This window comes from Floccifex sp. (genome assembly GCF_051873495.1).
Taxonomy (GTDB): domain Bacteria; phylum Bacillota_I; class Bacilli_A; order Erysipelotrichales; family Erysipelotrichaceae; genus Floccifex.
Window position 1 is genome coordinate 22267 of record NZ_JBJEEX010000041.1, and the last position, 25273, is coordinate 47539.

At 31.0% G+C, this 25273-nt stretch carries 28 protein-coding genes and 1 tRNA gene; 3 read left to right on the plus strand and 26 right to left on the minus strand.

The genetic code is table 11. From position 1 onward, the window contains the following. Nucleotides 1–28: 28 nt before the first annotated feature. From ACI313_RS02460 to ACI313_RS02485, 6 genes are all read right to left on the minus strand, one after another. Nucleotides 29–1207: a M48 family metalloprotease gene (locus ACI313_RS02460; protein ID WP_439755198.1), complete on the minus strand. Its 1179-nt coding sequence runs from the start codon at nucleotides 1205–1207 to the stop codon at nucleotides 29–31. An 88-nt stretch (nucleotides 1208–1295) separates the two neighbouring features. Continuing rightward, nucleotides 1296–2096: a hypothetical protein gene (locus ACI313_RS02465; protein ID WP_320608945.1), complete on the minus strand. Its 801-nt coding sequence runs from the start codon at nucleotides 2094–2096 to the stop codon at nucleotides 1296–1298. A gap of 1 nt (nucleotide 2097) precedes the next feature. Beyond that, on the minus strand, nucleotides 2098–2580 hold the full coding sequence (locus tag ACI313_RS02470) for a hypothetical protein (RefSeq protein ID WP_320608946.1): 483 nt from the start codon (nucleotides 2578–2580) through the stop codon (nucleotides 2098–2100). 1 nt (nucleotide 2581) lies between these two features. Next, entirely contained in the window at nucleotides 2582–3157 is a 576-nt protein-coding gene (locus ACI313_RS02475; protein WP_320608947.1) for a thymidine kinase, read from the minus strand. Nucleotides 3158–3159: 2 nt separating this feature from the next. Beyond that, nucleotides 3160–3471 (minus strand): hypothetical protein, encoded by a 312-nt coding sequence (locus ACI313_RS02480; protein ID WP_320608948.1) that lies wholly within the window; start codon nucleotides 3469–3471, stop codon nucleotides 3160–3162. 36 nt (nucleotides 3472–3507) lie between these two features. After that, a complete protein-coding gene (locus ACI313_RS02485) occupies nucleotides 3508–4197 on the minus strand; it encodes a hypothetical protein (protein WP_439755199.1) in 690 nt (229 codons plus the stop codon). 107 nt (nucleotides 4198–4304) lie between these two features. Between ACI313_RS02485 and ACI313_RS02490 the strand changes: the two genes are divergently transcribed. Then, a complete protein-coding gene (locus tag ACI313_RS02490) occupies nucleotides 4305–5141 on the plus strand; it encodes an HAD family hydrolase (RefSeq protein WP_320608950.1) in 837 nt (278 codons plus the stop codon). Nucleotides 5142–5155: 14 nt separating this feature from the next. Here ACI313_RS02490 and ACI313_RS02495 read toward each other — a convergent pair whose 3' ends face one another. Both ACI313_RS02495 and gltX read right to left on the minus strand, forming a co-directional pair. Continuing rightward, complete coding sequence (locus ACI313_RS02495; RefSeq protein WP_320104447.1) at nucleotides 5156–5917, minus strand: mechanosensitive ion channel family protein; 762 nt, start codon at nucleotides 5915–5917, stop codon at nucleotides 5156–5158. Beyond that, nucleotides 5917–7380: a glutamate--tRNA ligase gene (gene gltX / locus ACI313_RS02500; RefSeq protein ID WP_320608951.1), complete on the minus strand. Its 1464-nt coding sequence runs from the start codon at nucleotides 7378–7380 to the stop codon at nucleotides 5917–5919. Before gltX ends, ACI313_RS02495 begins: the two co-directional genes overlap by 1 nt. Nucleotides 7381–7490: 110 nt before the next feature. Between gltX and ACI313_RS02505 the strand changes: the two genes are divergently transcribed. Together ACI313_RS02505 and ACI313_RS02510 are read left to right on the plus strand one after the other, a co-directional pair. Next, nucleotides 7491–7565: transfer RNA gene (locus ACI313_RS02505), tRNA-Gln, on the plus strand. A 46-nt stretch (nucleotides 7566–7611) separates the two neighbouring features. Then, nucleotides 7612–7860: a GIY-YIG nuclease family protein gene (locus tag ACI313_RS02510; RefSeq protein ID WP_320608952.1), complete on the plus strand. Its 249-nt coding sequence runs from the start codon at nucleotides 7612–7614 to the stop codon at nucleotides 7858–7860. 4 nt (nucleotides 7861–7864) lie between these two features. On the opposite strand, the gene ACI313_RS02515 is transcribed toward ACI313_RS02510, so the two are convergent. The 18 genes from ACI313_RS02515 to ACI313_RS02600 all read right to left on the minus strand — a co-directional run bounded on the left by ACI313_RS02515 (nucleotide 7865) and on the right by ACI313_RS02600 (nucleotide 25213). Then, on the minus strand, nucleotides 7865–8743 hold the full coding sequence (locus tag ACI313_RS02515) for a diacylglycerol/lipid kinase family protein (RefSeq protein WP_320104446.1): 879 nt from the start codon (nucleotides 8741–8743) through the stop codon (nucleotides 7865–7867). Beyond that, the gene (locus tag ACI313_RS02520) at nucleotides 8718–9107 is read right to left on the minus strand and encodes a DUF2752 domain-containing protein (protein ID WP_320608953.1); all 390 of its coding nucleotides are present in this window, start codon (nucleotides 9105–9107) and stop codon (nucleotides 8718–8720) included. The genes ACI313_RS02515 and ACI313_RS02520 overlap by 26 nt, the downstream gene beginning before the upstream one ends. Next, complete coding sequence (locus tag ACI313_RS02525) at nucleotides 9082–9990, minus strand: GYF domain-containing protein (RefSeq protein WP_320608954.1); 909 nt, start codon at nucleotides 9988–9990, stop codon at nucleotides 9082–9084. Before ACI313_RS02525 ends, ACI313_RS02520 begins: the two co-directional genes overlap by 26 nt. A 62-nt stretch (nucleotides 9991–10052) precedes the next feature. Further along, nucleotides 10053–10559 carry a biotin transporter BioY gene (locus tag ACI313_RS02530; protein ID WP_439755200.1) on the minus strand — a complete coding sequence of 169 codons (507 nt, stop codon included), beginning with the start codon at nucleotides 10557–10559 and terminating at the stop codon, nucleotides 10053–10055. An 8-nt stretch (nucleotides 10560–10567) separates the two neighbouring features. Next, on the minus strand, nucleotides 10568–11377 hold the full coding sequence (locus ACI313_RS02535) for a biotin--[acetyl-CoA-carboxylase] ligase (RefSeq protein WP_439755201.1): 810 nt from the start codon (nucleotides 11375–11377) through the stop codon (nucleotides 10568–10570). 36 nt (nucleotides 11378–11413) lie between these two features. Continuing rightward, entirely contained in the window at nucleotides 11414–12565 is a 1152-nt protein-coding gene (locus ACI313_RS02540; protein WP_320608957.1) for a sodium ion-translocating decarboxylase subunit beta, read from the minus strand. A 12-nt stretch (nucleotides 12566–12577) separates the two neighbouring features. Continuing rightward, entirely contained in the window at nucleotides 12578–12961 is a 384-nt protein-coding gene (locus ACI313_RS02545) for a biotin/lipoyl-containing protein (RefSeq protein ID WP_320608958.1), read from the minus strand. A gap of 1 nt (nucleotide 12962) precedes the next feature. Further along, nucleotides 12963–13298, minus strand: coding sequence for an OadG family protein (locus tag ACI313_RS02550; protein ID WP_320608959.1), 336 nt, complete (start codon nucleotides 13296–13298; stop codon nucleotides 12963–12965). A 2-nt stretch (nucleotides 13299–13300) separates the two neighbouring features. Further along, the gene (locus tag ACI313_RS02555) at nucleotides 13301–14680 is read right to left on the minus strand and encodes a pyruvate carboxylase subunit B (protein ID WP_320608960.1); all 1380 of its coding nucleotides are present in this window, start codon (nucleotides 14678–14680) and stop codon (nucleotides 13301–13303) included. Nucleotides 14681–14833: 153 nt separating this feature from the next. Beyond that, nucleotides 14834–17380, minus strand: coding sequence for a PEP/pyruvate-binding domain-containing protein (locus ACI313_RS02560; RefSeq protein WP_439755202.1), 2547 nt, complete (start codon nucleotides 17378–17380; stop codon nucleotides 14834–14836). Between the two features lie 8 nt (nucleotides 17381–17388). Beyond that, nucleotides 17389–18039 carry an HAD family hydrolase gene (locus ACI313_RS02565; protein WP_439755203.1) on the minus strand — a complete coding sequence of 217 codons (651 nt, stop codon included), beginning with the start codon at nucleotides 18037–18039 and terminating at the stop codon, nucleotides 17389–17391. A 5-nt stretch (nucleotides 18040–18044) separates the two neighbouring features. Next, on the minus strand, nucleotides 18045–18473 hold the full coding sequence (locus ACI313_RS02570; RefSeq protein WP_320608963.1) for a hypothetical protein: 429 nt from the start codon (nucleotides 18471–18473) through the stop codon (nucleotides 18045–18047). 13 nt (nucleotides 18474–18486) lie between these two features. Next, nucleotides 18487–19200, minus strand: coding sequence for a biosynthetic peptidoglycan transglycosylase (locus ACI313_RS02575; RefSeq protein ID WP_320608964.1), 714 nt, complete (start codon nucleotides 19198–19200; stop codon nucleotides 18487–18489). A gap of 49 nt (nucleotides 19201–19249) precedes the next feature. Further along, nucleotides 19250–19465, minus strand: coding sequence for a YneF family protein (locus ACI313_RS02580; RefSeq protein ID WP_320608965.1), 216 nt, complete (start codon nucleotides 19463–19465; stop codon nucleotides 19250–19252). 62 nt (nucleotides 19466–19527) lie between these two features. Continuing rightward, the gene (gene parC, locus ACI313_RS02585; protein ID WP_320608966.1) at nucleotides 19528–22017 is read right to left on the minus strand and encodes a DNA topoisomerase IV subunit A; all 2490 of its coding nucleotides are present in this window, start codon (nucleotides 22015–22017) and stop codon (nucleotides 19528–19530) included. A 3-nt stretch (nucleotides 22018–22020) separates the two neighbouring features. After that, a complete protein-coding gene (gene parE / locus ACI313_RS02590; RefSeq protein WP_320608967.1) occupies nucleotides 22021–23940 on the minus strand; it encodes a DNA topoisomerase IV subunit B in 1920 nt (639 codons plus the stop codon). Nucleotides 23941–24025: 85 nt separating this feature from the next. Beyond that, nucleotides 24026–24325 (minus strand): PTS sugar transporter subunit IIB, encoded by a 300-nt coding sequence (locus ACI313_RS02595; protein ID WP_439755204.1) that lies wholly within the window; start codon nucleotides 24323–24325, stop codon nucleotides 24026–24028. Between the two features lie 102 nt (nucleotides 24326–24427). Beyond that, a complete protein-coding gene (locus ACI313_RS02600) occupies nucleotides 24428–25213 on the minus strand; it encodes an HAD family hydrolase (RefSeq protein ID WP_320608968.1) in 786 nt (261 codons plus the stop codon). Nucleotides 25214–25273 lie beyond the last annotated feature (60 nt).

Genomic DNA, 25273 nt, shown 5'->3' on the forward strand with positions numbered 1-25273 from the left:
TAGATTATACACAAAGATGTAATTTTTATCAATTTAATAGTGCAAGAATGCGATGCGTAATACTTGGATGATCGTATTCAATAAATTCAATAAACGGATGTGGATTTACATCCACTAATTCATCTCGAGAAAGTTTCTTGAACAATGCAATCAAATCTTTACCATATCCTTCTTGTACAACATTTCTATCCGCTTCATATTCTTCTTGTCGTGATACATAATTATGGAATACAGAAACCAAAAATAAAATAGGTTCTATTAACATATCAATCACAATAAAATATAAATAATAAACATTATTTACGAATCCAAAACTTTGATTAATATATTCCATACTCATTTGAATCCATTGAAAATGATAAAAAATAAATACAATAAACAAAATTAAAACTAAAATTATGAAATACATTACATGGTTATACCATTTTCTTTTATGTTTTAAATGCCCTGCTTCATGAGCTAATACTCCCAATAATTCATTATATGAATTTTCATTTAAAAAATTATCCGCAATTCCAATCATCCTAAAAAAAGGAAGCTTTAACACAAAAGCATTTTTACTATTACTTCTCCTTGACTCATCGTACACTTTTATACTCTTGACCTTCTTTTTACATCCAGTTAAAAGCTTATGAATATCATCAAGGAGTTCCGTATTTTCAAGTGAAGTAAATGTATATTGCTTAGTCATAACATAAAATGATAAATATACAAAAATAAATACTAAACACAAAATAAGAATACCAATACCTAGAATCATCCCCATTAATTTATAAAATGACAATTGAAATGCATGTGTCCAATATGTGATATTTTCTAAAATATAAGTAAAAAGAAAATAGAATGTGACTGACATAATAAAAGAAAACACTAAGTCAATAAGAAACTCATGATTAAACTTTCTTTTGGTCATCTTATTCATTCCAAATCTTTCTTCAATCACAAAAGTCTTATAATACTGCATAATAAATGATAGTGCAGCATCCCAAATCATAAAAACTACAATCGAAATTAAAAGAGATTGATAAACACTAAATTGTGATACCCATTCAAAAAAAGGACTACAAACCATAGAACAAGTAAATAAAGCTTCTAATATCAATTGAAGTAAAGATAAAGTACGGCATTGTTTTTCATAATCCATGAATTGTTTATAACGACCTTCATCATAAATATCTTTTACAACATCGTTTAATGGCTTTTTCATGCCTCTCTTTTTTAATTCATTGTAGATTGTGTTCCATATAATTTTGATTCCATAATAACCCACACAAAAAATTTTTATACCATTCATATTACCAATCACTCGACCAATCTGTACTTGATGAATCCCAACTATCAGAAAAATCCCAAGAACTGTCATTGTCCCAGTCACTAGAAAAATCAGAATCATCACTAGCCCATTGGCTATCATCAAAATCTGAAGTTCCGTATTGTGAACTATAGTCCTTTGATTGATAGTAATCCGATGCATCTTCATTAAGTTCATAGTCGACATCATCGCTATACAACCAATCATCTAAAAAATCATCGTAGTAATACCAGTTATTATTTGTGTAATAATATTCTCTTCCGTTATATCGATAATATCCTATTCTAGGTCCAAAACTAAATTGAAAAAGAAAAGATAAAATCATAAATAGAATGATTAATGCAAATATGATTTGAAAGGAAGTATTACTTTTTCTTCTTTTTATTGTTGATTTAGAAGAAGATGGTCTTGTATTTTTTTTTTGATTTGAAATTTCTGCACGCAAACGCTGATAAAGTTCATTTACAGCATACTTTTCATCTTTTCCTTGATAACGAATCGAACGAGATCCATCGTCTTTATTTTTATAAACAATAAAATCTCCGCTGTTCTCATCTTGATAAATACCAAAACAACGAGCTTCTTTCACATCTTTTCCAATAAAGAAACGCGTGATTTTTTCATCAGGTAAATTATGAGATACATACCATTGTTTTAATTCACTTATTGTTTGAGGTTGTTGATCACTATTTCTAGAAATATGTTCATTAGGAGCTCCGCAATAAGGACAATTTGATTCACTATCATCGAAGTAATTATCACAATAATCACATTTCTTTTTCACTTTAGTCACCTTCTTTCAACTTATATATATTTAATTCTTGATAAGGATTCGTTTGAGTAATCGAACATCTAACAACTTTTCCTTTAAAGGGTTTGAAATTATTTTGAATAGCTAAAAAAACATCGCTCAATTGTTTTGATGTTAAATGTTTACAAAGTGTAACATGACTAAATATTTTCCCTTTAGGATAATATCGATTACAGTTTTGTTCATCAATAGTATCTTGTGCTACTTTATAGGCATTATATAATGATGCATCAATGATTGGAAATACACATATACTATTATTTAATATACCAAGTGAAACAAATTCAATATCAAATGAAGAAAATACTGAATCAAGTTTTAAATTTTGATATCCTGCACATAATGTGATGTGATAAGGAATTTCATAAGATACGTTGGTAAATTCTTGAATTTTCTTTGATAACCTTGAAAAGCGTTCATTTGTTTGTTCATCAAAATAAAGTGAAATACAAATCATATTAATCCTTTTTTAATTGTCCTAATTTAAAGTGCTTGCGGCAAAGAGAAATATAAGATTCATTTGATCCTAATACAACCTGATCTCCTTCTTTTACAATTCCATTTTCATTATAACGGGCATTGCATACAGCTTTTTTACCACACCAGCAAATTGTTTTAATTTCTTTAATTTCATCACAAATTTCCATTAAACGCATAGAACCTGGGAAAGATACATTTTGAAAGTCGCATCGTAATCCATAGCATATAACCGGAATATTATGAAAATCTACAATATCAGACAAATCATCGATTTGTTCTCTAGAAGCAAATTGTACTTCATCAACTATAATGGCATCAAATTGATCAACGTATTCATTATTTTCATGGTATTTATCTAAGAATTCATTTAACAAATCACATTGATGCGTTAAACCAATACGCGACTTGACCATATGTTGTCCATCTCGTGTATCAATATTAGGTTTTAATAAAATAGGATTTTGATTTCTTTCTTCATAATTGTATAAAACCATTAAAGCATTTGCGCTTTTACTAGACCCCATCGCTCCATAATTAAATATTAACTTTGCCATTTCTACACTCTTTCTAATAATTGTTCTAAAATTCCATTTTGACAATATTGATCAATGTGACCAATCACAAATTGTTCCGTTTTAAAAATATAACTAAGATACGTATATATTTGCGTAATAGATAATTCATTAATTGGAATATCTTTAATATTATTGTAGTTTTCTATATAATTAGCATCCATGCATAAAGTGGCGTATAATTCATCTTCTAAAGCGATAATAGCCGGATTATAAAATGGGAATCCATCTTCAAATTCTACCCATTGTTTATTTTTTATGCATTCAATACAATTATCGACAATTTCTTTTTTCATCTAAACCTCCTAAAAAAAAGACGAAAAATCGTCTTTTTAAATATCTTTTATTTGAAAAACGACTTTTATAAAGTCAAATCCAAAAGAGGATATACCATACATTAGTGCACAAACAAAAATAACTTTTAAAACATAAGTCGCAATCCATCTTGCTTTAAATGTATCCTCTAGTCGCATATATTTGAATTGCGCCCATAAACAATAACAAGGAAAAAATAAAATAATTCCTTCTGTTACTACAACCGTAATCGTTGGATCCGTAAAATAATAATATGGATTTAATAAATTTCCTTGTATGATGTCCTTGAAAAAGCTGGAAACATAGGCAGAAGCAACATTATTATTCAATAATCCAATTCCTCCAACTAAACCAATTCCAAACATCAAGTAAACACCAAACAACGTAATTTTTCCAACGGCTGTACTAGCTGAAGCACTTACTCTACTTGCTTGGGCAAAAGTACATAGGAAAGAAAACAATAACCATAATACATAAAAAATTTGATAAAAAGGAATTATCCAATATAGAATACAAAATAATGCCGATACAAATAAAAATACATTTGCCAATGTATCAACATGATCTCTACGCCTTCTAATATATCGAATTCCAGTTGTGGATAAAGTAAATGGTTTAAGTATTCTATTCCAGTTCTTTGTTGGAATCAAAACTAAAACAATACCAACTAAAAGAACAATTCCTAAAATAATTAAATTTTGTAACATAACATCCCTCATTCGTCTTATAAATGATACTATAAATAGCCCCTAAAACTCAAGTTATCTTTACAAATCAAAAATCTTTAGTATCATTTGTTTAGTGAGGAAAAGAAATGAAGATAATTTTTTTAGATGCGGATGGTACATTATTTGATCATAGTGGCCTTATTCCGCATAGTACAAAAGAAGCTATAGCTTTAGCACAAGCCAAAGGGCACAAAGTTTGTTTATGTACAGGAAGACAGCGATGTGAAATATTTGGCGAGTTACTAAAAATTCCTTTTGATGGCATTGTCTGTGGTTCAGGTGCAACAATTTATACTTCCCAAAAAGATTTATTAGACATCTATTTTGATTCTAAACAAATTAATGAACTACTTGCCTTTATAAAAACAAATAACATTCCTGTTTTATTAGAAAGTTCATCTACTATTTTCGTAAATGAAATTGCAAAAAAACGCTTAGTTGAATTAGAAAAACAATATTGTTCACATTTACCAGAAAAAGAAAAAATAAAAAATACAGTTTATGTTCTTTGTCATCAATCAATTGTTTTATCTTATGAAGAATTATCAAAACAAAATATTAATAAAGTAACTTTTATTGAATCTCATCTTTCTTATCAACAAATAGAAAATGAATTCAAAGACAATTACGATCTTGTACCTGCTACTTTTGCACCATTGGGATCCCAAAGCGGTGAAATTTCAAATAAAGCCGTTACTAAAGGAACAGGAATGAAAACATTAATTGATTATTTCAAATTAACTAAAAATGATGTCATTTCAATTGGCGATGGTTTTAATGATTTACCTATGTTTGATCAATCTCATATTTCCATTGCCATGGGAAATGCACCTCAAGAAGTGAAAGAATATTGTGACGATGTTACCACTTCACTTTTAAATGATGGTATCTACAATGCTTTCAAGAAATATGAACTCATATAAAAAAGGAATCGACTTTATTTGTCAATTCCTATCATACGAGATGGAACTGGAATATTCATTTCCAGTTTTTTATTTTGTACGGCTTGATTTAATTCATATAATGCATCCCAATACGTTTCAATACTCGTCCAACAAAATATGCCAAGAATATAATAATCTCGATCAAATTTTTCAATCACAACATTAATATCTTCTTCTTTTAAAACTTTATCGTTAGCAAGAACAACTTCTTTAAATGCACCACATAATACATCTGGATTGGATTTTAAAGACATTGGTACTTGTATATGAATTCGTCTTTTTTTATTTTTAGAATAATTAATTACTTCTCGATTAATAATCATCGAATTAGGAAGTATAACTTCTTGATTCGAAACAGTTGTTAAAGTTGTATACATTACTTCAATACGACTTGCCACTCCCTCAGATTCATCTACTTGAATATAATCACCTATTTGAAATGGTTTAGTAAATAGAATTTGAAGACCGGCAGCTACATTAGCCATATTATCTTTTAAAGCCAAAGATATACCCAACCCTAAAGCTGAAAATGAACCGACAATGATCGATATATCAACTCCAACACTAGCAAGCGCTATAACTACAAAGATGACACGTATAATCACAGAAATACTTGATCCTATAAAAGTAATAACACCTTGATCTTGAACATTTTTCGATAACTTTATGATTTTGTTTTTTAAGAATGGACCTAATGCCCATCCAATGATAAAAATCACAACAAATTCAGCGACTTTAATTAGAATTTCAATCATTATTGATTATTAGCCAAGTCCTTTTCTAATCGTTCAATTCCAATTTGAATACGACGAAGCGTTTCTTCTTTTCCAAGAATATGTCCTATTTCCATAGCTCCTCCAGGCGTAAATTGTTTTCCCGATACAGCTGTACGAACAGGCCATAATACACGACCATTTTTCACTTCTAGTTTTGCTGGTAAAGTCATCAAAGCATCTTGAATATCTTGTGCATTTGACCAATCTTCTAATTCAGATAAAACTTGGTAAGCTTCTTTTAATGGTTCAATTGAATTTTCTTTGGTTGTTTTCATCTTTTTATGTTTATACATTTCTAAATCATAATCAGGTAATTCTTCAAAGAAATCAATTAATGGTTCAATTTCATCTCTATGGATTCTTTTAATACGAGGTTGAACTAAAGAAGCAATTTCTTTTAAATCATATGGTTTAGTAACAATTTCTTCTAAAATAGGTTTAGCCATTTCATAGAATTCATCTAAACTCATTTTATTAATGTATTCTCCATTCATCCATGATAATTTATCAATATCAAAAATGGCACCTGATTTTGAAATACGACTTACTTTAAAAGCTTTCATTAACTCATCCATTGAATAAATTTCCTGATCTGTTTCTGGAGACCATCCCAATAAAGCAATGTAGTTAATAATTGCTTCTGGTAAATAACCTTTGGCAACTAAGTCTTGGAAAGAAGCATCCCCATTTCGTTTAGATAACTTATGAGTTTCATCTTTCATTACAGGTGGAACATGAACATAAGTAGGACGATCCCATCCATACGCATCGTAAATTAAGTTATATTTTGGTGTACTTGATAAATATTCATTACCTCTTACAACATGTGTAATATTCATTGTATGATCGTCAATAATGTTAGCAAAATTATATGTTGGGAACCCATCAGACTTAATTAATACTTGTTCTTCTAAAACATCCGCATCTACATCAATTTGCCCATAAACTTCATCATAATAAGAAGTCATTTCAACGTTTTCAATTGTTTGACGAATAACATATTCTTCATTAGCATCTAGTTTTGCTTGAACTTGTTCTTTCGTTAATTTTTTGCATGGATCAACGAATTTAAAAGAATCACCCGCTTCTTGTCTTTGTGCTTCTAATTCACATTCTTTACAAAAACAATAATGAGCTCCTCCTAATTCAATTAACTTTTCAGCATATCCTTTATACATTCCTAATCGTTCACTTTGAACATAAGGACCAAAGTCTCCCCCAACATCAGGTCCTTCATCCCAATTTAAACCACAAGTTTTCAATGTATCATAAATGATATCAACAGCCCCATCAACTTTACGTCCCTGGTCTGTATCTTCAATACGTAAAATGAAGTCTCCTCCATCTTTTTTTGCGATTAAATATTCAAATAAAGCAGTACGCAAATTTCCAATGTGCATATAACCTGTTGGACTAGGTGCAAATCTTGTACGAACTTTCATTTATTTCCACTCCTTTTTTAACAACGTCTTAATTATACCGTAAAGTCATTTAGTTTCAATTAATTTTAAGTTGATTTTTGACAATTTAGTGATAGAATTAAAAAGCAAATTGGGGTATCGCCAAGCGGTAAGGCATCAGACTCTGAATCTGACATTCCAAGGTTCGAATCCTTGTACCCCAGCCATTTTACGATAGCGAAGATGTTCTTCGTTTTTTTTATAGGAGATTTTATGCATTATGTATATATTGTAGAGTGTAATGATCAAACATACTATACGGGATATACAAACAATGTCGAGCATCGAATTCATCTTCATAATACCGGAAAAGGTGCTAAATACACTCGTTGTAGGGGTCCTGTTCATCTTGTTTATTATGAACAATTCGATAATAAATCCGATGCTTTAAAACGAGAATACGCCATTAAACAATTAACTCGCCAACAAAAAAAAGAGCTTATTCATAATTTTCATGAATAAGCTTTTAATATAGGATTTCCAATGCTTGAGGTAAATTGTTTACCTCAAAATGTGTATTCTCTTCTCCTTTTTCACCATCTAATGTCCAACTAATCGGACTATCAAAATCAATTTCAATATCTTTTGCCTTAATTCTTTTTACAAATTTAGCTGTAATATTAGGTTTTAATAAACCAATTGGATAATGAATCCACTCTAATAAATTATCTGTCCATTCAACAAGAATTAAATCAAATACCCCATCGTTCATTAAATGATCATCTTTTTCAATAACATCCATTCCCGATACTCGATATCCATTAACAATCAAACCCATTAAAACATCATTTTCATAATTTTGTTCATCAATTTTCATTTTAACATGATATGGCTTTAAATTAGGAAGTTCAGATACTCCTTTTAACAAATAAGCAATGTCTCCTAAGTTTTCTTTAAGTTCGCGTTGTGTTTCATAACTGACATTCGTGAATGCTCCAAAAGCAGCAACATAAGCAAAATAATAATTATTTATTTTTCCAATATCAAATTTAAAAGTTCTATTTTGGACAATTTTCTTAGCTGTTTGTTCAAATGATGGAGTTAAATCAAAGTTCTTTGAAAAATCATTCATTGTACCAGTTGGAATATATCCAAGTAATGGTTTCTTCTCACAAGAAATAAGACCATTTACAGCTTCATTTAAAGTACCATCTCCTCCTGAAACAACAATGACATCATATAGACTTCCTTTGTTTTGAATCATTTGAAGACAATCGAGTTGCTTGGTAGTGCAATATACTTCAACTTGATAATGAGCACTAAAAGAAACCAAAGCATCTATTAAATCTGATTTTGATTTTTTCTTTCCTGAGTTAGGATTAATGATAAATAAAAGCTTTTTCATAAAGCCCTCCTAATAAGCTTTTGTCATAATAATTCATTGGTGCTTCTGGAAAAATATAAATCATGCGCAATACATAATATAAAACCATACTCAAACACCATATAATTAGTATTAATTTCACAATTCTTTTATTTTTTCTACATAGAAAAGCCAAAGACAACAAGATAATTGTCAGAATACATAGAGCATGATAGTACAAAGACAATTCAATATTACCATGTAGTAAATAATACAAACTTGTTTTCATGTTGCAGCCAGGACATGGAAGTCCCGTTATAAATTGGAATGGGCAACGATAAAAAAGGAGCAGAATGATTATTGCTGCTCCTATTAAATATTTATTGTGCAAAATTTTGGATATCATTGATTGTACTTTGAATAATGCATTTTGAAACAATTCCCAATCCAAATAATGCCAAAATCAAGGAAATAACAGAATCATCGGCTGCAACATATCCATTACTGAATTGTAAAGCATGAATTCTTTTACATGCTTTGTAGTAGAAATATAATTCATAGATTCCACATGTAACAAGTGAAAGTAAAACCACCATACCGGGACTCGTACTTGCTTTGCGTCCTTCCATTGTTTCAATATCACGAGCAATGGAATATAACCAATACAATGAAAAAATACCACAAGTTACAATTGAAAATAATAAATATAGACCAATACTCTTTTTCTCAACACGGTAAGAAGTATTTTGCGTATACGATTCTTGTTTTGGCTGTTCCGTTGTCTTACGAGATTTTAAGTATACACTTAAAGGTGTATTCTTAACAAATTCCCAGTCTTCCATACCACTACACCATACATATGTATTTTGATTTAATGTACCTGAGGCTAACAATGAAATGATTTCATTTTCACTGATTGGTCCGACTTGTTCATTTTGAGCGTTGATATAATACCATTGATTAAATTCATTTGTTTCTTTTTCAACTGTTTGTTCTTCAATATGCTCTTCTTGCACTTGATCACATTCCGGTTCAACAGATGCCAGTTCTGTTTCATTAAAATGTTTCCAATCATCCATTCCATTTTTCCATACATAAGTAGAAGCTGTAATCCTTCCCTCATTAAAGAAAGATATCATTTCCGCTTTTGTATATTTTCCATTTGATTTAGCATTTTCTACAAAAAACCATTCTTTTTCATCTGGTTCTTCTTTTTCTATTTTCACACCACAGTTCGGGCAAAATTTAGCGTCATCGGATATTTCACTTTGACATTGTTTACAAATCATAGTTCATTCCTCCATATGGCCTATTATAACAATTTTGTAAAAAAATTCCCACTTAAATCACTTTAAGTGAGAATATCTTTTTTCAATTTAGGTTGAATTATCAAAAATAATAATATTTTAATGATATCAGCAGGAATAAATGGTAATACACAAATCAGAAAACTTTCTGTAAAAGTTGAACTTGTCAATATTTGAAACCATATTAGTCCTATACCATATAACAATAAAGTTCCCATCAAAATATATCCAATTCTGTGTATATGAGAATTTGCTTGAATTCCCGAAAAAAACGCCAAAGGAATATAGCCAATAATATATCCTCCTGTTATGCCAAATAAAGTAGTAAAACCACTTTTAAATCCAGCAAATACAGGTAAACCAATACAGCCTATCATTATATACAGTACAATTGATTTTGTTGCGTTTTTACTTCCTAAATAGTAACCAGTCACCATAACCATAAAAGAAGCAAGTGAAATAGGAATAGGTCCAATTGAAATAGATAGAGGACATATTAGACATAAACAAGCACTCATTAATGAAATTTTAGTTAGTTCTTTTGTTTGCATATTTTAAATTATGAAATAAATTTCGCATTAATATGAACCTCACCAGAATTCACAATTCTCTGTGAACCTTCATCAACAATGATTAATTCAAAGTTTTCATTGATATCTTTTGCGAATACTTCTTTAAAATGATTATTTTCTTTGATTAATACTTTTTTATTTAAAATCATGCATCGATCTTTATATGCTTGATAATAATCTTTTCGATTCCAATTCGAATAATAATGGAAAAATGAATTAATAAAATACGCTACTAATTTGTTTTTTCCATCTTCAATTTCTTCATCAAAAATAGACCCTGCAATATCTTTTAAATCATGAGGAAAACCTGATTGAGGTTCGTAGACATTAAAACCAATTCCTAGTACTACATAATCCATACACTTCTTTTCAGTGTTAATGGATGCTTCCGTTAAGATACCACATACTTTTTTTTGATTCACAAATATGTCATTAATCCATTTAATTTGAGGATGGACATCTTTAATTTTTTCAATTGCTTCACAAGCTGCCACAGCGGCCATCGGTGTTATATTAGTAGTCTCCATAGGACTTTTATCAGGTCGTAGTAAAACGGATAAATAAACACCACTTTGGCTTGGAGAATAAAATGAGTGACCTGTTCTTCCTTTTCCCTTAGTTTGTGATGAACAAACTAAAACATATCCTTCTTTTATATTTGTATTTGCGAGTTGAACTAAACAAGAATTCGTGGATGTTACTTCTTGTTCATAGTGAATTTCACAATTACAATCTAAATATTTTTTTATTCCTTCTGTTGATAAAATATCTTTTTTATTCATATATGTTTCTTTCATAAATACTATCCAAAAAAAACTAGGAATTCCGAGTTTTTACATTCCAAATATTTTAAGCATGAATCCAGCAGCAACGGCTGAACCAATAACACCTGCAACGTTTGGACCCATTGCATGCATTAATAAGAAATTCTTTGGATTTGCTTTTTGTCCTTCAACTTGTGCTACACGAGCAGCCATTGGAACAGCAGAAACACCAGCAGCTCCAATTAAAGGATTAATCTTACCATGACTTAATTTGCACATGATTTTACCAAAAAGTAATCCACCTAAAGTACTTAGCATAAATGCTAATAAACCTAAGCAAATAATCATGATTGTTTCAATTGATAAGAAAGTTGATGCACTTGCCTTACATCCAACAGATAATCCTAAAGCAATTGTAACAATGTTTGTTAATGCGTTTTGCGCTGTATCACTTAAACGATCTGTAACACCACTTTCTCTGAATAAGTTTCCTAGCATCAACATACCAATTAATGGCGCAGTATCTGGAATTAATAAAATAACGAAAATCATAACCACAATTGGGAATAAGATTTTTTCTGTCTTAGAAACTGTACGCATTTGTTTCATTTCAACTTTACGTTCTTTTTCGGTTGTAACAAGTTTCATTAGAGGTGGTTGAATCATTGGGATTAAAGCCATATATGAATAAGCAGCAATCGCAATAGCTGGTAAATAATCTTCTGCTAAACGAGAAGCAACTAAAATAGCTGTAGGTCCATCCGCTCCTCCAATAACACCAATAGCAGCAGCTACTTTAGGGTCAAATCCTAGAGCAAGAGCTAATAAGAACGCTGTAAATATTCCAAATTGGGCAGCTGCCCCTAATAATAATGAAGATGGACGAGAAATCAATGGCCCAAAATCAGTCATCGCTCCAATTCCAAGGAAAATAATCGATGGATATATCGCATGCTGTACCCCTTGATACAATACCCACAAAAATCCAGGACTTTGTCCATCAGCAGGTGCATTTAAAATCCCTGTACTTGGAAAGTTACATAATAAGATACCAATTGCGATTGGAATCAACAATAATGGTTCATATTTCTTTTTAATACCCATATATAATAAAACACAGGCAATTAAAATCATTATGATTCTTTTAGGATCTTGAATTAAACCAGCAAATCCACTTGATCCTAATATTTCACCTAAAACGCCAAAGAAAGATAATTCCATAATGAATCACCTCTATTGCAACGTTGCAAGGACATCATCTGTTTGTACAGATGCACCTTTGCTGACAACAACAGAAGTAATTGTACCATCCGTTGGAGCTACAATTTCATTTTCCATTTTCATAGCTTCCAACACAAATAAAATATCTCCTGCTTTTACTTTTTGGCCGTTTGATACATTTACTTGTAAAATTGTACCAGGCATAGGTGCTTTAACTGGTTCTCCAGCGCCAACTGCAACAGGATGTTGTTGTGTAACAGGAGCTTGTTGAGGTGCAGTTTGTTGTGGTTGAACAACAGGTTGTTGAGACACTTCTCCAACATAGTTTGCTGTTGCTTGTCCTTGTTCAACTTCTACTTCATATTGTTTTCCATTCAATGTAATTACATATTTCATGTTAGTTTTCCTCCAATAATCGAATCTTCTTAAAGATTAAGTTTTCAAGTGGGATTTTTGTTTCATCACTTACAATAGCCATAAGGCAAGCAGCTGTTTTTTCATCCACATCAATTAATTGAATTTCTCCTGTGTATTCCACATTTGAGACCACTTTTTCTTGTGGTTCTTCTTTAACAGGCTCTGCTTCTATTTGTTTATTCTTAGTTTCCATCTTGGTAACAATTTTACTAAGAAGTGAAACAATGGCCATTAACAACGCTAACATGATAAATACAGTTGTAAAACCATATAACGCAATTTTTAATCCTTCACCCATTGTTAATGATTCAATCATAGTTATTCAACCTCTCTAATTGTATATTTCGCAACCAATGCTTTCTTTTCTTCACGGTCTTTGAAGAATTTTTCAGCAATTTGAGGGAATAAAACATAAGATAATACAGTTTCTTCATCTGTTGCATACGTTCCTAATTTTTTCACTGCATCAGACATTTCATTTTTAATTGTATCGGCATAACGACCACTAATTGGTTTTTCACCATTTAATGCTTTTTCTTGTAATTCTTTATTAATTTCACCAGGTGCTTTACCATATTCTCCACGTAAATATGCTTTTACTTCTTTTGAAATATAATTATATCGACCATATAATACGTTCATTACCGCTTGAACACCAACCATTTGTGACATTGGAGTTACTAGAGGTGGATATCCTAAGTCTTTACGAACATTAGGGGTTTCTTCTAATACTTCATCAAGTCGATCTAGTGCATTTTGTGCAGTCAATTGAGCAATTAAATTAGAAAGCATTCCCCCTGGAATTTGATAATTTAAAGCATCGATATTTGTACCCATGACTTTTGGATTCAATTGTCCATCATCAATAAAACGTTGTTTTACAGGAACAAAATGATCATTGATTTTCTTTAAATCTTCCATTTTTAATCCCGTATCATATCCCATTTCATTTAAAGCATATACAGTTGATTCTGTAGCAGGTTGACTTGTACCGCCACTTAAACATGAAATAGCAGTATCAATCACATCAACACCAGCTTCTACAGCTTTTAAATAAGTCATTTGTCCTAATCCTGTTGTTGAGTGTGTATGTAATACAACAGGGATTGATACATTTTTCTTTAGAGCTGTAATTAAATCATATGCAACTTGTGGCGTCATTATTCCAGCCATGTCTTTAACACAAATAGAATGACATCCCATTTTTTCTAATTGTTTTCCTAAATCAACAAACATATCTAAGTCATGGATTGGACTTGTCGTATAACAAATTGTTCCTTGAGCGTGTCCTCCCGCTTTAATACATTCATCAACAGCTACTTCAATGTTTGTATAGTCATTCAAGGCATCAAAAATACGAATAATATCGATTCCATTTTTAATTGAATCACGTACAAAGGCACGAACTGTTGCATCTGAATAATGGTGGTATCCTAAAATATTTTGACCACGCAATAACATTTGTAGTTTCGTATTTTTTACTTTTGAACGAATAAAACGTAATCGTTCCCATGGATCTTCGTCTAAATAACGTAGACAAGAATCAAATGTTGCGCCTCCCCAGCATTCCAATGAATAATACCCAGCTTGATCCATCGTTTCTAAGATATCTTCAAAATCCGAACGTGGCATACGTGTGGCGATTAAAGATTGTTGAGCATCACGCAAAACAGTTTCAGTAATCTTAACTTGTTTCATAATTTTCACTCTTTCTATTGTTTTAACCCGTATGATATATATTTATATCCGCTATAGTTTAAAGATTAGCACATTTTATAGTTGTTTTTAAGAGGTTTTTGAGTTTTTTTTATTTTTTACCACAATTTTGACCAAAAAATACAAAAGCAGACCTTAGTCTGCTTTTCCACAAATTACTTTTCTTTTAATATTATCATAAGCTAAAATCATATTTTTCGGTTCATAAACATGAATAATAGCTCGATAATCATCATCGATTTCATCAGTTCTTTCATTTAAAGTTTCAAAAATTTTCAAATTATAATTCTTAGTATTTTCATTTTCCATGCATGCGATATAAAGAATTTGAGCTTCAACTAAGTCCTGAAACATATGAGACCCAAACGACAATTCCGGAAGATAACCCACTTTACTATATGCCACTTCCATAATTACATTAAATTCACTGATTTCCGCAAAAGAAACTGGTAAACCCAATTCAGGAGAAGATGTACCAATACGACCTGGCGTAACAAGTAACAAATGTAATCCTCTATCTTTATAAATTTTATTTATTTTCCCAACAATTCTTGCGATATCTGGTTTTTTATTGTATTCCAATGAATAATATTCAAACGGATCAATGTATACGATAACATCAATTGGAATACTTCTACTTTCTCCCATACACGTTTTATCAATTTCAAAGAAAATATTTTCTTTTGTCAAAGTTGGTAACTGGATATTCTTATTCTGCATTGCCTGTAAAGGACGACACTGCAATAAATTAATAAATAATTCATTGGCTTGTGAGACGTTTACAGTATATTCAATATCTACAGGAGTTTGATAAAAGTGTTCTAATGTTTTTAGGATTGTCTGCATAATCTGGATAAATTCTTTATTATTGATTAATTGTTGACAATCTGTAAATAAAACCTCACGATATTGTCCCCTATCTCTAAAAACCCATTCAGCTTCCGTATCATGTGAAAACAACAATTTCTTTTGCCATGGTAACATTACCGGATACATCTGTTCAACTTTCTTAGATACTACATCATAATTTTCATACGATAATACATCCATCTTACGTTGTGAAAAACGATGTCTATCTTTACTAGTTGAATACATAGACAACGAAGGCTTATCTAGATTAACTAAACGTGGATAATCACCAGGAGTACGGTCTACAGCACGCGTTCCTAATCCTGCCACTAATCGTAGCATACCAGCATGGGGGTCTAATTCTTCACTCCAAGGATAGCTGTTATAAGAGTATCCAACTCCTGCTGCCATTGGAAAATAATAATTTTCTAAATGAGAACCAGAGACACGTTGGACTAACAAAGCCATTTGTTCGTCGACATTTAACAAATTTCTTCTACGGCGATATTCCAAAGCGCTTTGTGACATTGTTGAAGCATATACAATACGAACAGCTTTTTCAAAAATAATTAGACGATCTTCTAATGTGTCCCCACTAATACAAAAAACAGATTCATACTTACCAGCAAAAGCATTCCCAAAGCCATCTTCTAAGAAAGAAGAACTACGTACGATGATAGGACACGTTCCATAGTAGTCAATTACCCTTTTAAATTGTTTTTCAATGAAATCTGGTAATTTTCCATTCAATAAACGATTTTGAATTTCTTTGGCAATTTCTAAGTTTTCTGGATTCGCACGGTGCTGCATCCATAAATTCCAAAAACCATTATGAATCATATATGTATAAAAGATATCAGAACCAACAAAAAAAGAATCATGTGGTTCCAAATGTTCAGCTACTTCTGGACAATGTCGCATAATAATTTTCGTTGCGACAAGCATACCACAAGCTTTACCACCTATTTTACCCGTTCCAATCATACGAGAATGAAGTTGAATAAAATCTCTGTTTTTGAAGTTCTCAACAATCAATTTTTGCATTCGTTCATCATCACTCATTAACATTGAACACATTTTCTTTTTGTCCGCGGGAACTAATTCTTTTTTAGAATAATTTAGCTGCATCAATGAAAAAAAACGATCCCATGAATCTTGTAATTGTTCAGCTGCCCCTGATTCCTCTACAGCTTTATAGTATTTAGCTAAAGAGGTAGAATAAGTTAGCGGATGAAATGTTAAGTCTTCATCAATGCGATGAGGAATAAACATTTGCGGATTATAACGGTTTTCTACTTTTAATGGTGTCAAATAATAATGCCCATCATCGTAAAATATATCAACAAAAATTTGTGTGCTTTCACGTATTTGACTTGTACTGTCATAGGAATGAGACCCTCTTCGTAAAGGAAACAAAGTGACATGTTTTTTTTCAGAAAGCACTTTGGTACTAACTTTTATAAAGTTCGCAAGCATTAAATCTGTATTCCAGTAATCCACTAATATTGAAATATTATCGAAGATAAACAACGAAGCTTCTCTTGCCATATTCGCTAATTTATATGTTTCCAGACAAAATGTTTCAAATCCCTCATCTGGATCAATTTGATGAACAAAAACATTGGTTACGTTATTAATCATTGGCTTATGTTTACCAAAACGAATATAGTGAATATCTCTTTTATCCTCTAGTGCCTGATACACAAAATGACGTGCAAAAAAACGGAAATACTCTAAATTTAAGGTACGAAATACAATATTGTCTCCTTGACGTATTCCATCTAATTTCTGATCCAATCCAGGCAAGCCAGAATGAATAATATTTGTTTCCATTTTTCCTCCTATATGTGATTCAATAATTCCATTAAATCATGAATTATTATTCTTCCACTTTCTTTTAAAACATCATAATTCTGATGTCCTCTATCCATTAAAATACAATCAATTCCCATAGCTTTAGCCGTTTCACTATCATGAATCGTATCGCCAATAAATAAACAGTCTTCTTTCTTTTCTTTGTGAGACTGAATCCAATTCATTCCTTGTTCCACTTTACTCACAGCATGAATCGTTTGTGTGCCAATCACATCATCAAAATAAGAATCCAAATTAAAATAACGGACTTGTTCATTTAAATGATCTTGATGTGATGCACTTAAAATTAAGCAATGAATTCCTCTTGTTTTTAGATTTCTTAATAAAGGTAAAGTATTTTCCATTAAATTACATTGTCGATATTGTTGATTATAGATTTCATTAAATTCCGTAGACAATTGTTCAAAAGAATGGTGTTTAAAATCAAAGCCTATATTTTTATAATATTCAATAACTGGAAAACAAAATTTTTCACGATATTCCTCCAATGATATTTCTCGTAAATTTCTATTTCTAAATAATTGATTTTCAATATATAGACTAAACTTTGTATCATCAATTAATGTCCCGTTCCAATCAAAAATAATCGTTTTCTTCATATTCGAAAAAAGCGACATTGTCGCTATTCTTTCTCCTTAACAATTTTTCTTAATCCCTTGAAAATAGACTTAGAAACTTTTCCTGTTAATTCTTCTGCTTTATCAATTGTATTTTTCAAAGAATCACTTTGTCTAAATTCATTTACTTTTTGACTTGATTTATCAACTAAATTTTGAATTGTTTCGTTGTTTTTAATTGATTCTTTTGAATTCTCAACAAATTCATTGATTGTTTCATTTGAAGTAACTTTGTCTTTAACGGTATTATACGCATTAATGGATTGATTTTTGACTTTACTAATTGTTTCTTGTACTTTTTCAGACTCAGCGTATTCTTTTACTCTTTCTTTTACATCTTCAACCACTTGTCCGATTGAATCATTTGTTTGATGATCTTCTTCAAATAAATCATCTTCTTCTTCATTAAATTGAACATCTTTTTCTTCTAACATAAATTAATCCTCCTTAATAATTATTTACATAAACCGATTCATTATAAATTGAATCAATTTGATTTTCTTCAATATAACCACATTGTTCCATACAAACAAGAACATTATACTGTCTTTGTTTCGCATTTTCATAGTGATTTGATAATTGATAATAACCAGGTAAATTAGGAATACCTGCTAATAAAGTTGCCTGTGCTAATGATAATTCACTAGGGTATACCCCAAAATAATTGGTACTCGCTTCATAAATGCCAAAATTATAATCACCATAATTAATTATATTTAGATAAATAGCAAGTATCTCTTCTTTGGTACAAATAGATTCTAGTTCCCAGGCCATCCACATTTGACATCCTTTATCCAAAAAATTGCCATCAAATAAGCCATATAAATTTTTAACGGTTTGTTGCGTAATTGTTGAACCACCTGAACGAATAAACGAATCACTAAATTGACTAACTAAAGCACGACCTACTCCAATAAAATCTACTCCACCGTGATTATAAAAACGTCTATCTTCAATCGCAACTGTAGCATGAATCAAATCTTGCGATATATATTCATAACTTACATAATTAGCTTGATTTTGTACTTCTATTACGCATTGTTGTATAGACTTTTGTTCTTGGATATTTTTAAATTTTTGATAACTTAACAACATATATCCAGTCACAACAATACAAACAATAAGTACCAAAATAATAAATATTTTCTTTAATGCTTTCATATTTTCATTATAACAAAAAAGAGTTCCAATAAGAACTCTTTTGAAACCTTTATCGATTTTGATTTACACTTTTCATGATTTGACGAATTTGTGCTTCACTTGGTTTTCTACCCATTTGAAGGAACATAGCACGAATCATCTTTTCATTAATAGGAGGGTTTTCTTTTAATTGTTTTTCATATTTTCTTTTCGTGAAAAAAAACCCTAGAAGTGCTCCAACAATAACACCCACAAGCGTGTACATTATTGATGATAAAATATTCATATAATCAACCTCACTATCTATCAGATATTTTACTATTTTTTACATCAATTTACAACAATAAACTATTCAGCCATATCAAATAATGAAATCTGAACTTCTTCGTCTGCGTTTACAGTCCATTTTCCTTTTTGAACTTGTTCTAATGGTAAAATCCATTCATATTGTTCTACTTTACCATATGGCGAAGAAAAAGTTGCTTGTTCATTCATCAATGGAATGTCTTTTGCCATAAAATGATATATGTCATCAGCCCAGATGTCAAATTCTTTTTTCATATCAACATAAAAAATTCTTGAAATATGACTTGGATTTGACTTCACAGCCTTACAAATACGACTTCCTTTAGCTGGACGCTTCAATGTTTGTATATCCGTTGTTTTCATTCGTTTCATTTGTAAGTGATCCGTACTAATCAAGAAATAACCAGTACTAAAATCATTCACAACCATATCCACTATACTATCATCTTGCGATAGATTCATAGCTTTATTTCCTTTTGTTTTACCTGAAACAAGTTGAATTTGATCTACTGGATATTGAAGTGCAAATCCATTTTCAGTTATTAAGCATACATGATCATTCTCCGAATTAGAAATTTTTACAGCAATCATTTCATCTAAACTTCCAACTTTCATAATTGCTTGTGTTTTATTCATGCGCGCTGTTTCTAAGTCTTTTAGCATCATACGCTTAATCATGCCATATTTTGTGACACAAACGACTTGAACACTTAAATCAAAGTCATTTATTAAATAAGCGTCAATTACTTTTTCATTGTTTTCCATTTTGATATAAGAACTCAAATGACTTCCTAAATCTTTCCATTTAGCTTCTTCTATTTTATATATTGGTACATATCCATAATTACCTTTATTCGTGAAGAATAAAAGCATTTGTAGTGTACTTGCTTGTCCACTCGCAACAACGTGATCTGTATCTTTATGGTTTGTTAATGGTTCATTACTTGATTTATATGAACGTAAAGATACTTTCTTAACGTATCCATCATATGTAACAGGAACCATAACTTGTTCATCAGCTATCATAGCTTTATGATCAATCACAATTTCTTCGATTTCGTCTTCGATTGTACTCAATCGTGGTGTTGTAAACGTATCATTTACATCTTGCAGCTCTGAAATAATAACACTAGCTAATTTTTCGTTTGAATTTAGAATTTGTTTTAATTCTTTGATTTCTTTATTTAATTGTTTATTTTCTTTTTGAAGTTCAAAAACATCTGTATTTGTCAAACGATATAAGCGCATTGTAACAATGGCTTCGGCTTGTAATTCCGTAAAATCAAAGCGAGCCATTAAATTATTTTTTGCATCTTGTTTGTCTTTTGATTTACGAATGATGTGTACAATTTCATCCATAACGGAAACGGCTTTAATTAAGCCATCTAAAATATGGGCTCTACTTACTTTTGATTCCAAATCGTGTTTACTTCTTCGTAATACTACATCTTTACGGTGATTAATAAAAGAATCAATACAAGCCATTAAACTCATTTGTACGGGTGCTTTATTATCAATGGCAATCATATTATAGTTATACGAAATTTGTAAATCTGTATTTTTGTATAAATAATTTAAAATCTGATCTTCGCGAGCATCTTTTTTAATATCAATGACAATACTTAGTCCATTACGATCGGATTCATCGCGAACATCTAATATTCCATCTATCTTTTTATTTAGGCGAATATCATCAATTTTCTTAACTAAATTACTTTTAATTACTTCGTAAGGTATTTCATACACAATTATTTTCTTAATTGTTTTCGTTTCTTCAATACGAACACGAGAACGAATAATGACTTTTCCTCGTCCTGTTTTAAATGCTTGTACAATACCTTGTTTTCCCATCACAATTCCGCCTGTTGGAAAATCAGGACCTTTTACAAAATTCATGATTTCTTGTAATGTACAATCCGGATTTTGAATACGATAAATACATGCAGAAATCACTTCATTTAAATTGTGTGGTGGTATGTTGGTCGCATAACCTGCTGCAATTCCGGTAATACCATTGATTAAAAGATTCGGAAACCTTGCCGGAAGAACAGTTGGCTCCATTTTTTCATCCGAAAAGTTAGGAGCCCATTCAACTGTATCTTTTTCGATGTCCATCAATAAATAATTAGCAATTTTGCTTAGACGTGCTTCCGTATATCGCATTGCCGCAGCTGGATCATCATCAATTGAACCATTATTTCCTTGCATATCAATTAATGGATTAGCAATTTTCCAGTTTTGTGACATACGTACCATCGCATCGTAAACGGAACTATCCCCGTGAGGATGATAATTACCTATAACATTTCCTACCGTTTTAGCTGATTTATGATATGGCTTATTATAGGTATTTCCTGCCTCATACATTGCGTATAAAATACGTCTTTGAACAGGTTTAAGTCCATCACGAGCATCTGGTAAAGCACGGTTTTGGATAATATATTTTGAATAGCGAGAAAAACGATCGGCTAAAATATCTTCTAATGAATTTTTTAAAATATTTGGTTCTTTAGCAATTTCTTTTTTGGCCATTGATTATCCCACCTCCTTATAGTTATCTTCCATTGTAAACACAACATTGTCTTCTATCCAATTTCGTCTTAATTCTGGTTTATCACCCATTAACTCACTAACACGTTTTTCAGCCATCATCGCATTTTCTAAAGTAACACACACAAGTGTTCTTGTTTCAGGGTTCATTGTTGTTTCCCATAATTGTGAAGCATTCATTTCCCCAAGTCCTTTGTAACGAGTAATAGTATAACCATTCTTAAGTTCTTGTTTCTTTTCTTCAAGTTCATCGTCTGAGTATAAGTAATATTCTTGTTTACCTTTGGCAATACGATACAAAGGAGGTAAAGCAATATATAACATCTCGTGTTCAATTAAGCCACGCATATGGCGATAAAAGAACGTAAGTAATAGATTTTGAATATGCGCTCCATCATCATCCGCATCGGTCATGATAATGACTTTATAGTAATTAGAATCTTCCGCCACGAAATTAGAACCAACTCCTGCTGATAACGCATGAATTATGGTATTTAATTCTTCATTTTTTTCAATAGATTCAAGAGAAGCTTTCTCAGTATTTAATACTTTACCTCGCAACGGTAAAATTGCCTGATATTTCGAATCTCTTCCTTGTTTAGCGGAACCACCGGCTGAATCCCCTTCCACTAAGAACAATTCTTTTTTACGAGAATCCTTACTTTGTGCACTTGCTAGTTTACCAGATAAAACACGCTCTGTACGATTTTTACCTTTTCCCTTACGAGCATCTTCTCGTGCTTTACGAGCTGCATTTCGAGCCGATGCCGCTTTAATTATTTTACGAACCAATACATTCGCAATTTCTTTATTTTCTTCAAGAAAATATCGTAAATATTCACTTACAACATTATCTGTCGCTGTTTTAGCCTCAGGTGTTCCTAATTTTTCTTTTGTTTGTCCTTCAAATTGTAAATATTCTTCAGGAATCGTCAAGTTAATAACTAGACATAATCCTTCTCGTACATCACTACCTTCAAATCCTTTTTCTTTTTCTTTCAACAAACCGTATTTACGAGCATATTCATTAAAAACTTTTGTGAATGCTTGTTTCGCACCAATTTCATGGCTACCACCATCTCGTGTTCGAACCATATTCGCAAAACTAAAAATATTTTCTTGATAATCATCGGTATACTGAAAACATCCTTTTACCATTATGCCATTGTAATCAGATGAAAAACTTACAGGTTCATGCATAGGCGTGTGTTCTAAATTTATTTCTTGCACAAACGCTTTTAGACCATCCTCATACTGATAAACAACCTCACGTTTTTCTTTACGCAAATCTGTGACAGTGATTTTTAATCCTTTTAATAGAAAAGCACTTTCTTGAGCTCGTTCACAAATTTTTGTATAAGAGAATGTTAAATTTTTGAAAATAGTTGGATCTGGTTTAAAAGATACAATACTTCCCGTACGTTTTGTAGTTCCTTCATGAACTAATTTACCAATGTTCTTTCCACCATTGCTGAATTCCATGCTCCAGATGTCTTTTCCATCATGTACAAACACTTTACACCATGTACATAAGGCGTTAACAACGCTAGCACCTACACCATGAAGCCCACCAGCACTTTGATAACCACCTTGACTAGTAAATTTCCCTCCTGCGTGTAATACAGTGAAAATTACTTGTAAAGCAGAAACCCCTGATTTATGTTTTCCTACTGGCATTCCACGTCCATGGTCTTCAACAGTAACAACATTATCTTTATCTAATGTAATATGGATTTCGTTTCCATAGCCATTTAAGGCTTCATCAATCGCATTGTCTAGAATTTCCCATACTAAGTGATGCATACCTTTAGAATCAGTAGATCCAATGTACATCCCCGGTCTTTTACGTACAGCTTCAAGTCCTTCTAAAATGACAATACTATCCTGATTATATTGTTTCGACATTCTATCATCCTTCTAACCTTAAAAAAAGAGAATTTAAAAAATTCTCTTCTAATAATAAATGATTTTTTCAAAATTTCAAATAAAACTATTTATTATATAATTCATCTGCAAGAGCAAGAATATTTTTACAGTTTGCTGTTGCGTAATCAAAAGAGTCAATTGGAGCAACCGGTTTACCTAAAGTTTGTAACTCTTCAACACGATATGCCATTTGAGGTCCAACTAAAATAATGTCATAATCATTAATGACTTTATCTACTGAACTAACGCCTGCTGCAGACATTTTTAAATTATCACCTTTTTCTTCACAGTAAGATTCCATTTTTTTAATCAATCTTCCTGTCGAGATTCCACCCGCGCAAACTAACAAAATTTTATAATCCATATATAAACCTCTTTCCTATAAGTTTTGTTTCTTATAGTTTACCATATTTTTAGAAGTGATTCGACAAATAAAGTAAAAATAGTTAATTATTGTAAGCGATTTTTATTGAACAGGTTCAAACCAACCCATCTTTTCACAGATATTAAAAATACCATCATCGACATTACGGTCCGTTATATAAGTAGCTTTATCTTTTAATGATTGACAAGCGTTCCCCATGGCTACACTTGTCCATCTTTCATCAAACATAACTTTATCATTGTCTCCGTCTCCAAAAACAACAACATCTTCTAAATTTCCGTTCATATATTCAATCATAGCTTCTATGCCTTTTTCTTTGGCATCATATTGAAACATCAAATAATCTTTAACATAACGAAGATGTCCCAATAAATCTTTAGTTGTTAATTTATATTCATCATCTTGTGAAACAGATAAATAAATTTTCATTATTTGTGTTAAAGAATCAAAATCTAGATTTTCATCATAAACATATTCCGTTGGTTCTTGTCTTGGTCCTACTTGTTGTACGAATAAGTCATTTTTGGCATAGCATTTCTTACTGTCATCTAACATTAATAAAATGCCTATATTCAATTGTTCAGCTTGTTTAATAATCTTTTTAGCTTTTTCTAAGTCTAAAGGTGTATTCATGACAATTTCATCTTTTACAACAAGAGCCCCTCCACCACAACAAACCATATTGTGTAATCCAACTTGTTCCATAAAAGGACGTGCTTTATAGTGTGCTCTACCAGTTGCGATACATACAAAATGTCCTGCTTGTTGTAATTTATTTAATGCGATTTGGGCTGATGGAACAATTTTCTTTGTTTCATCATTGGTTAAAGTACCATCAATATCAAAAAAGAAATATTTTTTTTTCATTTTTTTTCCTGGTATATTCTAATTGACTCATCTAATAGTCATTTAGAATATACTTTTACT

Bases quoted from the DNA above. Each gene is read 5' to 3' on its own strand.
- ACI313_RS02460 (WP_439755198.1), bottom strand. From the start codon at position 1,207: ATGAAAAAGCCATTAAACGATGTTGTAAAAGATATTTATGATGAAGGT.
- ACI313_RS02470 (WP_320608946.1), bottom strand. From the start codon at position 2,580: ATGATTTGTATTTCACTTTATTTTGATGAACAAACAAATGAACGCTTT.
- ACI313_RS02475 (WP_320608947.1), bottom strand. From the start codon at position 3,157: ATGGCAAAGTTAATATTTAATTATGGAGCGATGGGGTCTAGTAAAAGC.
- ACI313_RS02480 (WP_320608948.1), bottom strand. From the start codon at position 3,471: ATGAAAAAAGAAATTGTCGATAATTGTATTGAATGCATAAAAAATAAA.
- ACI313_RS02485 (WP_439755199.1), bottom strand. From the start codon at position 4,197: ATGTTACAAAATTTAATTATTTTAGGAATTGTTCTTTTAGTTGGTATT.
- ACI313_RS02490 (WP_320608950.1), top strand. From the start codon at position 4,305: ATGAAGATAATTTTTTTAGATGCGGATGGTACATTATTTGATCATAGT.
- ACI313_RS02495 (WP_320104447.1), bottom strand. From the start codon at position 5,917: ATGATTGAAATTCTAATTAAAGTCGCTGAATTTGTTGTGATTTTTATC.
- gltX (WP_320608951.1), bottom strand. From the start codon at position 7,380: ATGAAAGTTCGTACAAGATTTGCACCTAGTCCAACAGGTTATATGCAC.
- ACI313_RS02510 (WP_320608952.1), top strand. From the start codon at position 7,612: ATGCATTATGTATATATTGTAGAGTGTAATGATCAAACATACTATACG.
- ACI313_RS02515 (WP_320104446.1), bottom strand. From the start codon at position 8,743: ATGAAAAAGCTTTTATTTATCATTAATCCTAACTCAGGAAAGAAAAAA.
- ACI313_RS02520 (WP_320608953.1), bottom strand. From the start codon at position 9,107: ATGATATCCAAAATTTTGCACAATAAATATTTAATAGGAGCAGCAATA.
- ACI313_RS02525 (WP_320608954.1), bottom strand. From the start codon at position 9,990: ATGATTTGTAAACAATGTCAAAGTGAAATATCCGATGACGCTAAATTT.
- ACI313_RS02530 (WP_439755200.1), bottom strand. From the start codon at position 10,559: ATGCAAACAAAAGAACTAACTAAAATTTCATTAATGAGTGCTTGTTTA.
- ACI313_RS02535 (WP_439755201.1), bottom strand. From the start codon at position 11,377: ATGAAAGAAACATATATGAATAAAAAAGATATTTTATCAACAGAAGGA.
- ACI313_RS02540 (WP_320608957.1), bottom strand. From the start codon at position 12,565: ATGGAATTATCTTTCTTTGGCGTTTTAGGTGAAATATTAGGATCAAGT.
- ACI313_RS02545 (WP_320608958.1), bottom strand. From the start codon at position 12,961: ATGAAATATGTAATTACATTGAATGGAAAACAATATGAAGTAGAAGTT.
- ACI313_RS02550 (WP_320608959.1), bottom strand. From the start codon at position 13,298: ATGATTGAATCATTAACAATGGGTGAAGGATTAAAAATTGCGTTATAT.
- ACI313_RS02555 (WP_320608960.1), bottom strand. From the start codon at position 14,680: ATGAAACAAGTTAAGATTACTGAAACTGTTTTGCGTGATGCTCAACAA.
- ACI313_RS02560 (WP_439755202.1), bottom strand. From the start codon at position 17,380: ATGGAAACAAATATTATTCATTCTGGCTTGCCTGGATTGGATCAGAAA.
- ACI313_RS02565 (WP_439755203.1), bottom strand. From the start codon at position 18,039: ATGTCGCTTTTTTCGAATATGAAGAAAACGATTATTTTTGATTGGAAC.
- ACI313_RS02570 (WP_320608963.1), bottom strand. From the start codon at position 18,473: ATGTTAGAAGAAAAAGATGTTCAATTTAATGAAGAAGAAGATGATTTA.
- ACI313_RS02575 (WP_320608964.1), bottom strand. From the start codon at position 19,200: ATGAAAGCATTAAAGAAAATATTTATTATTTTGGTACTTATTGTTTGT.
- ACI313_RS02580 (WP_320608965.1), bottom strand. From the start codon at position 19,465: ATGAATATTTTATCATCAATAATGTACACGCTTGTGGGTGTTATTGTT.
- parC (WP_320608966.1), bottom strand. From the start codon at position 22,017: ATGGCCAAAAAAGAAATTGCTAAAGAACCAAATATTTTAAAAAATTCA.
- parE (WP_320608967.1), bottom strand. From the start codon at position 23,940: ATGTCGAAACAATATAATCAGGATAGTATTGTCATTTTAGAAGGACTT.
- ACI313_RS02595 (WP_439755204.1), bottom strand. From the start codon at position 24,325: ATGGATTATAAAATTTTGTTAGTTTGCGCGGGTGGAATCTCGACAGGA.
- ACI313_RS02600 (WP_320608968.1), bottom strand. From the start codon at position 25,213: ATGAAAAAAAAATATTTCTTTTTTGATATTGATGGTACTTTAACCAAT.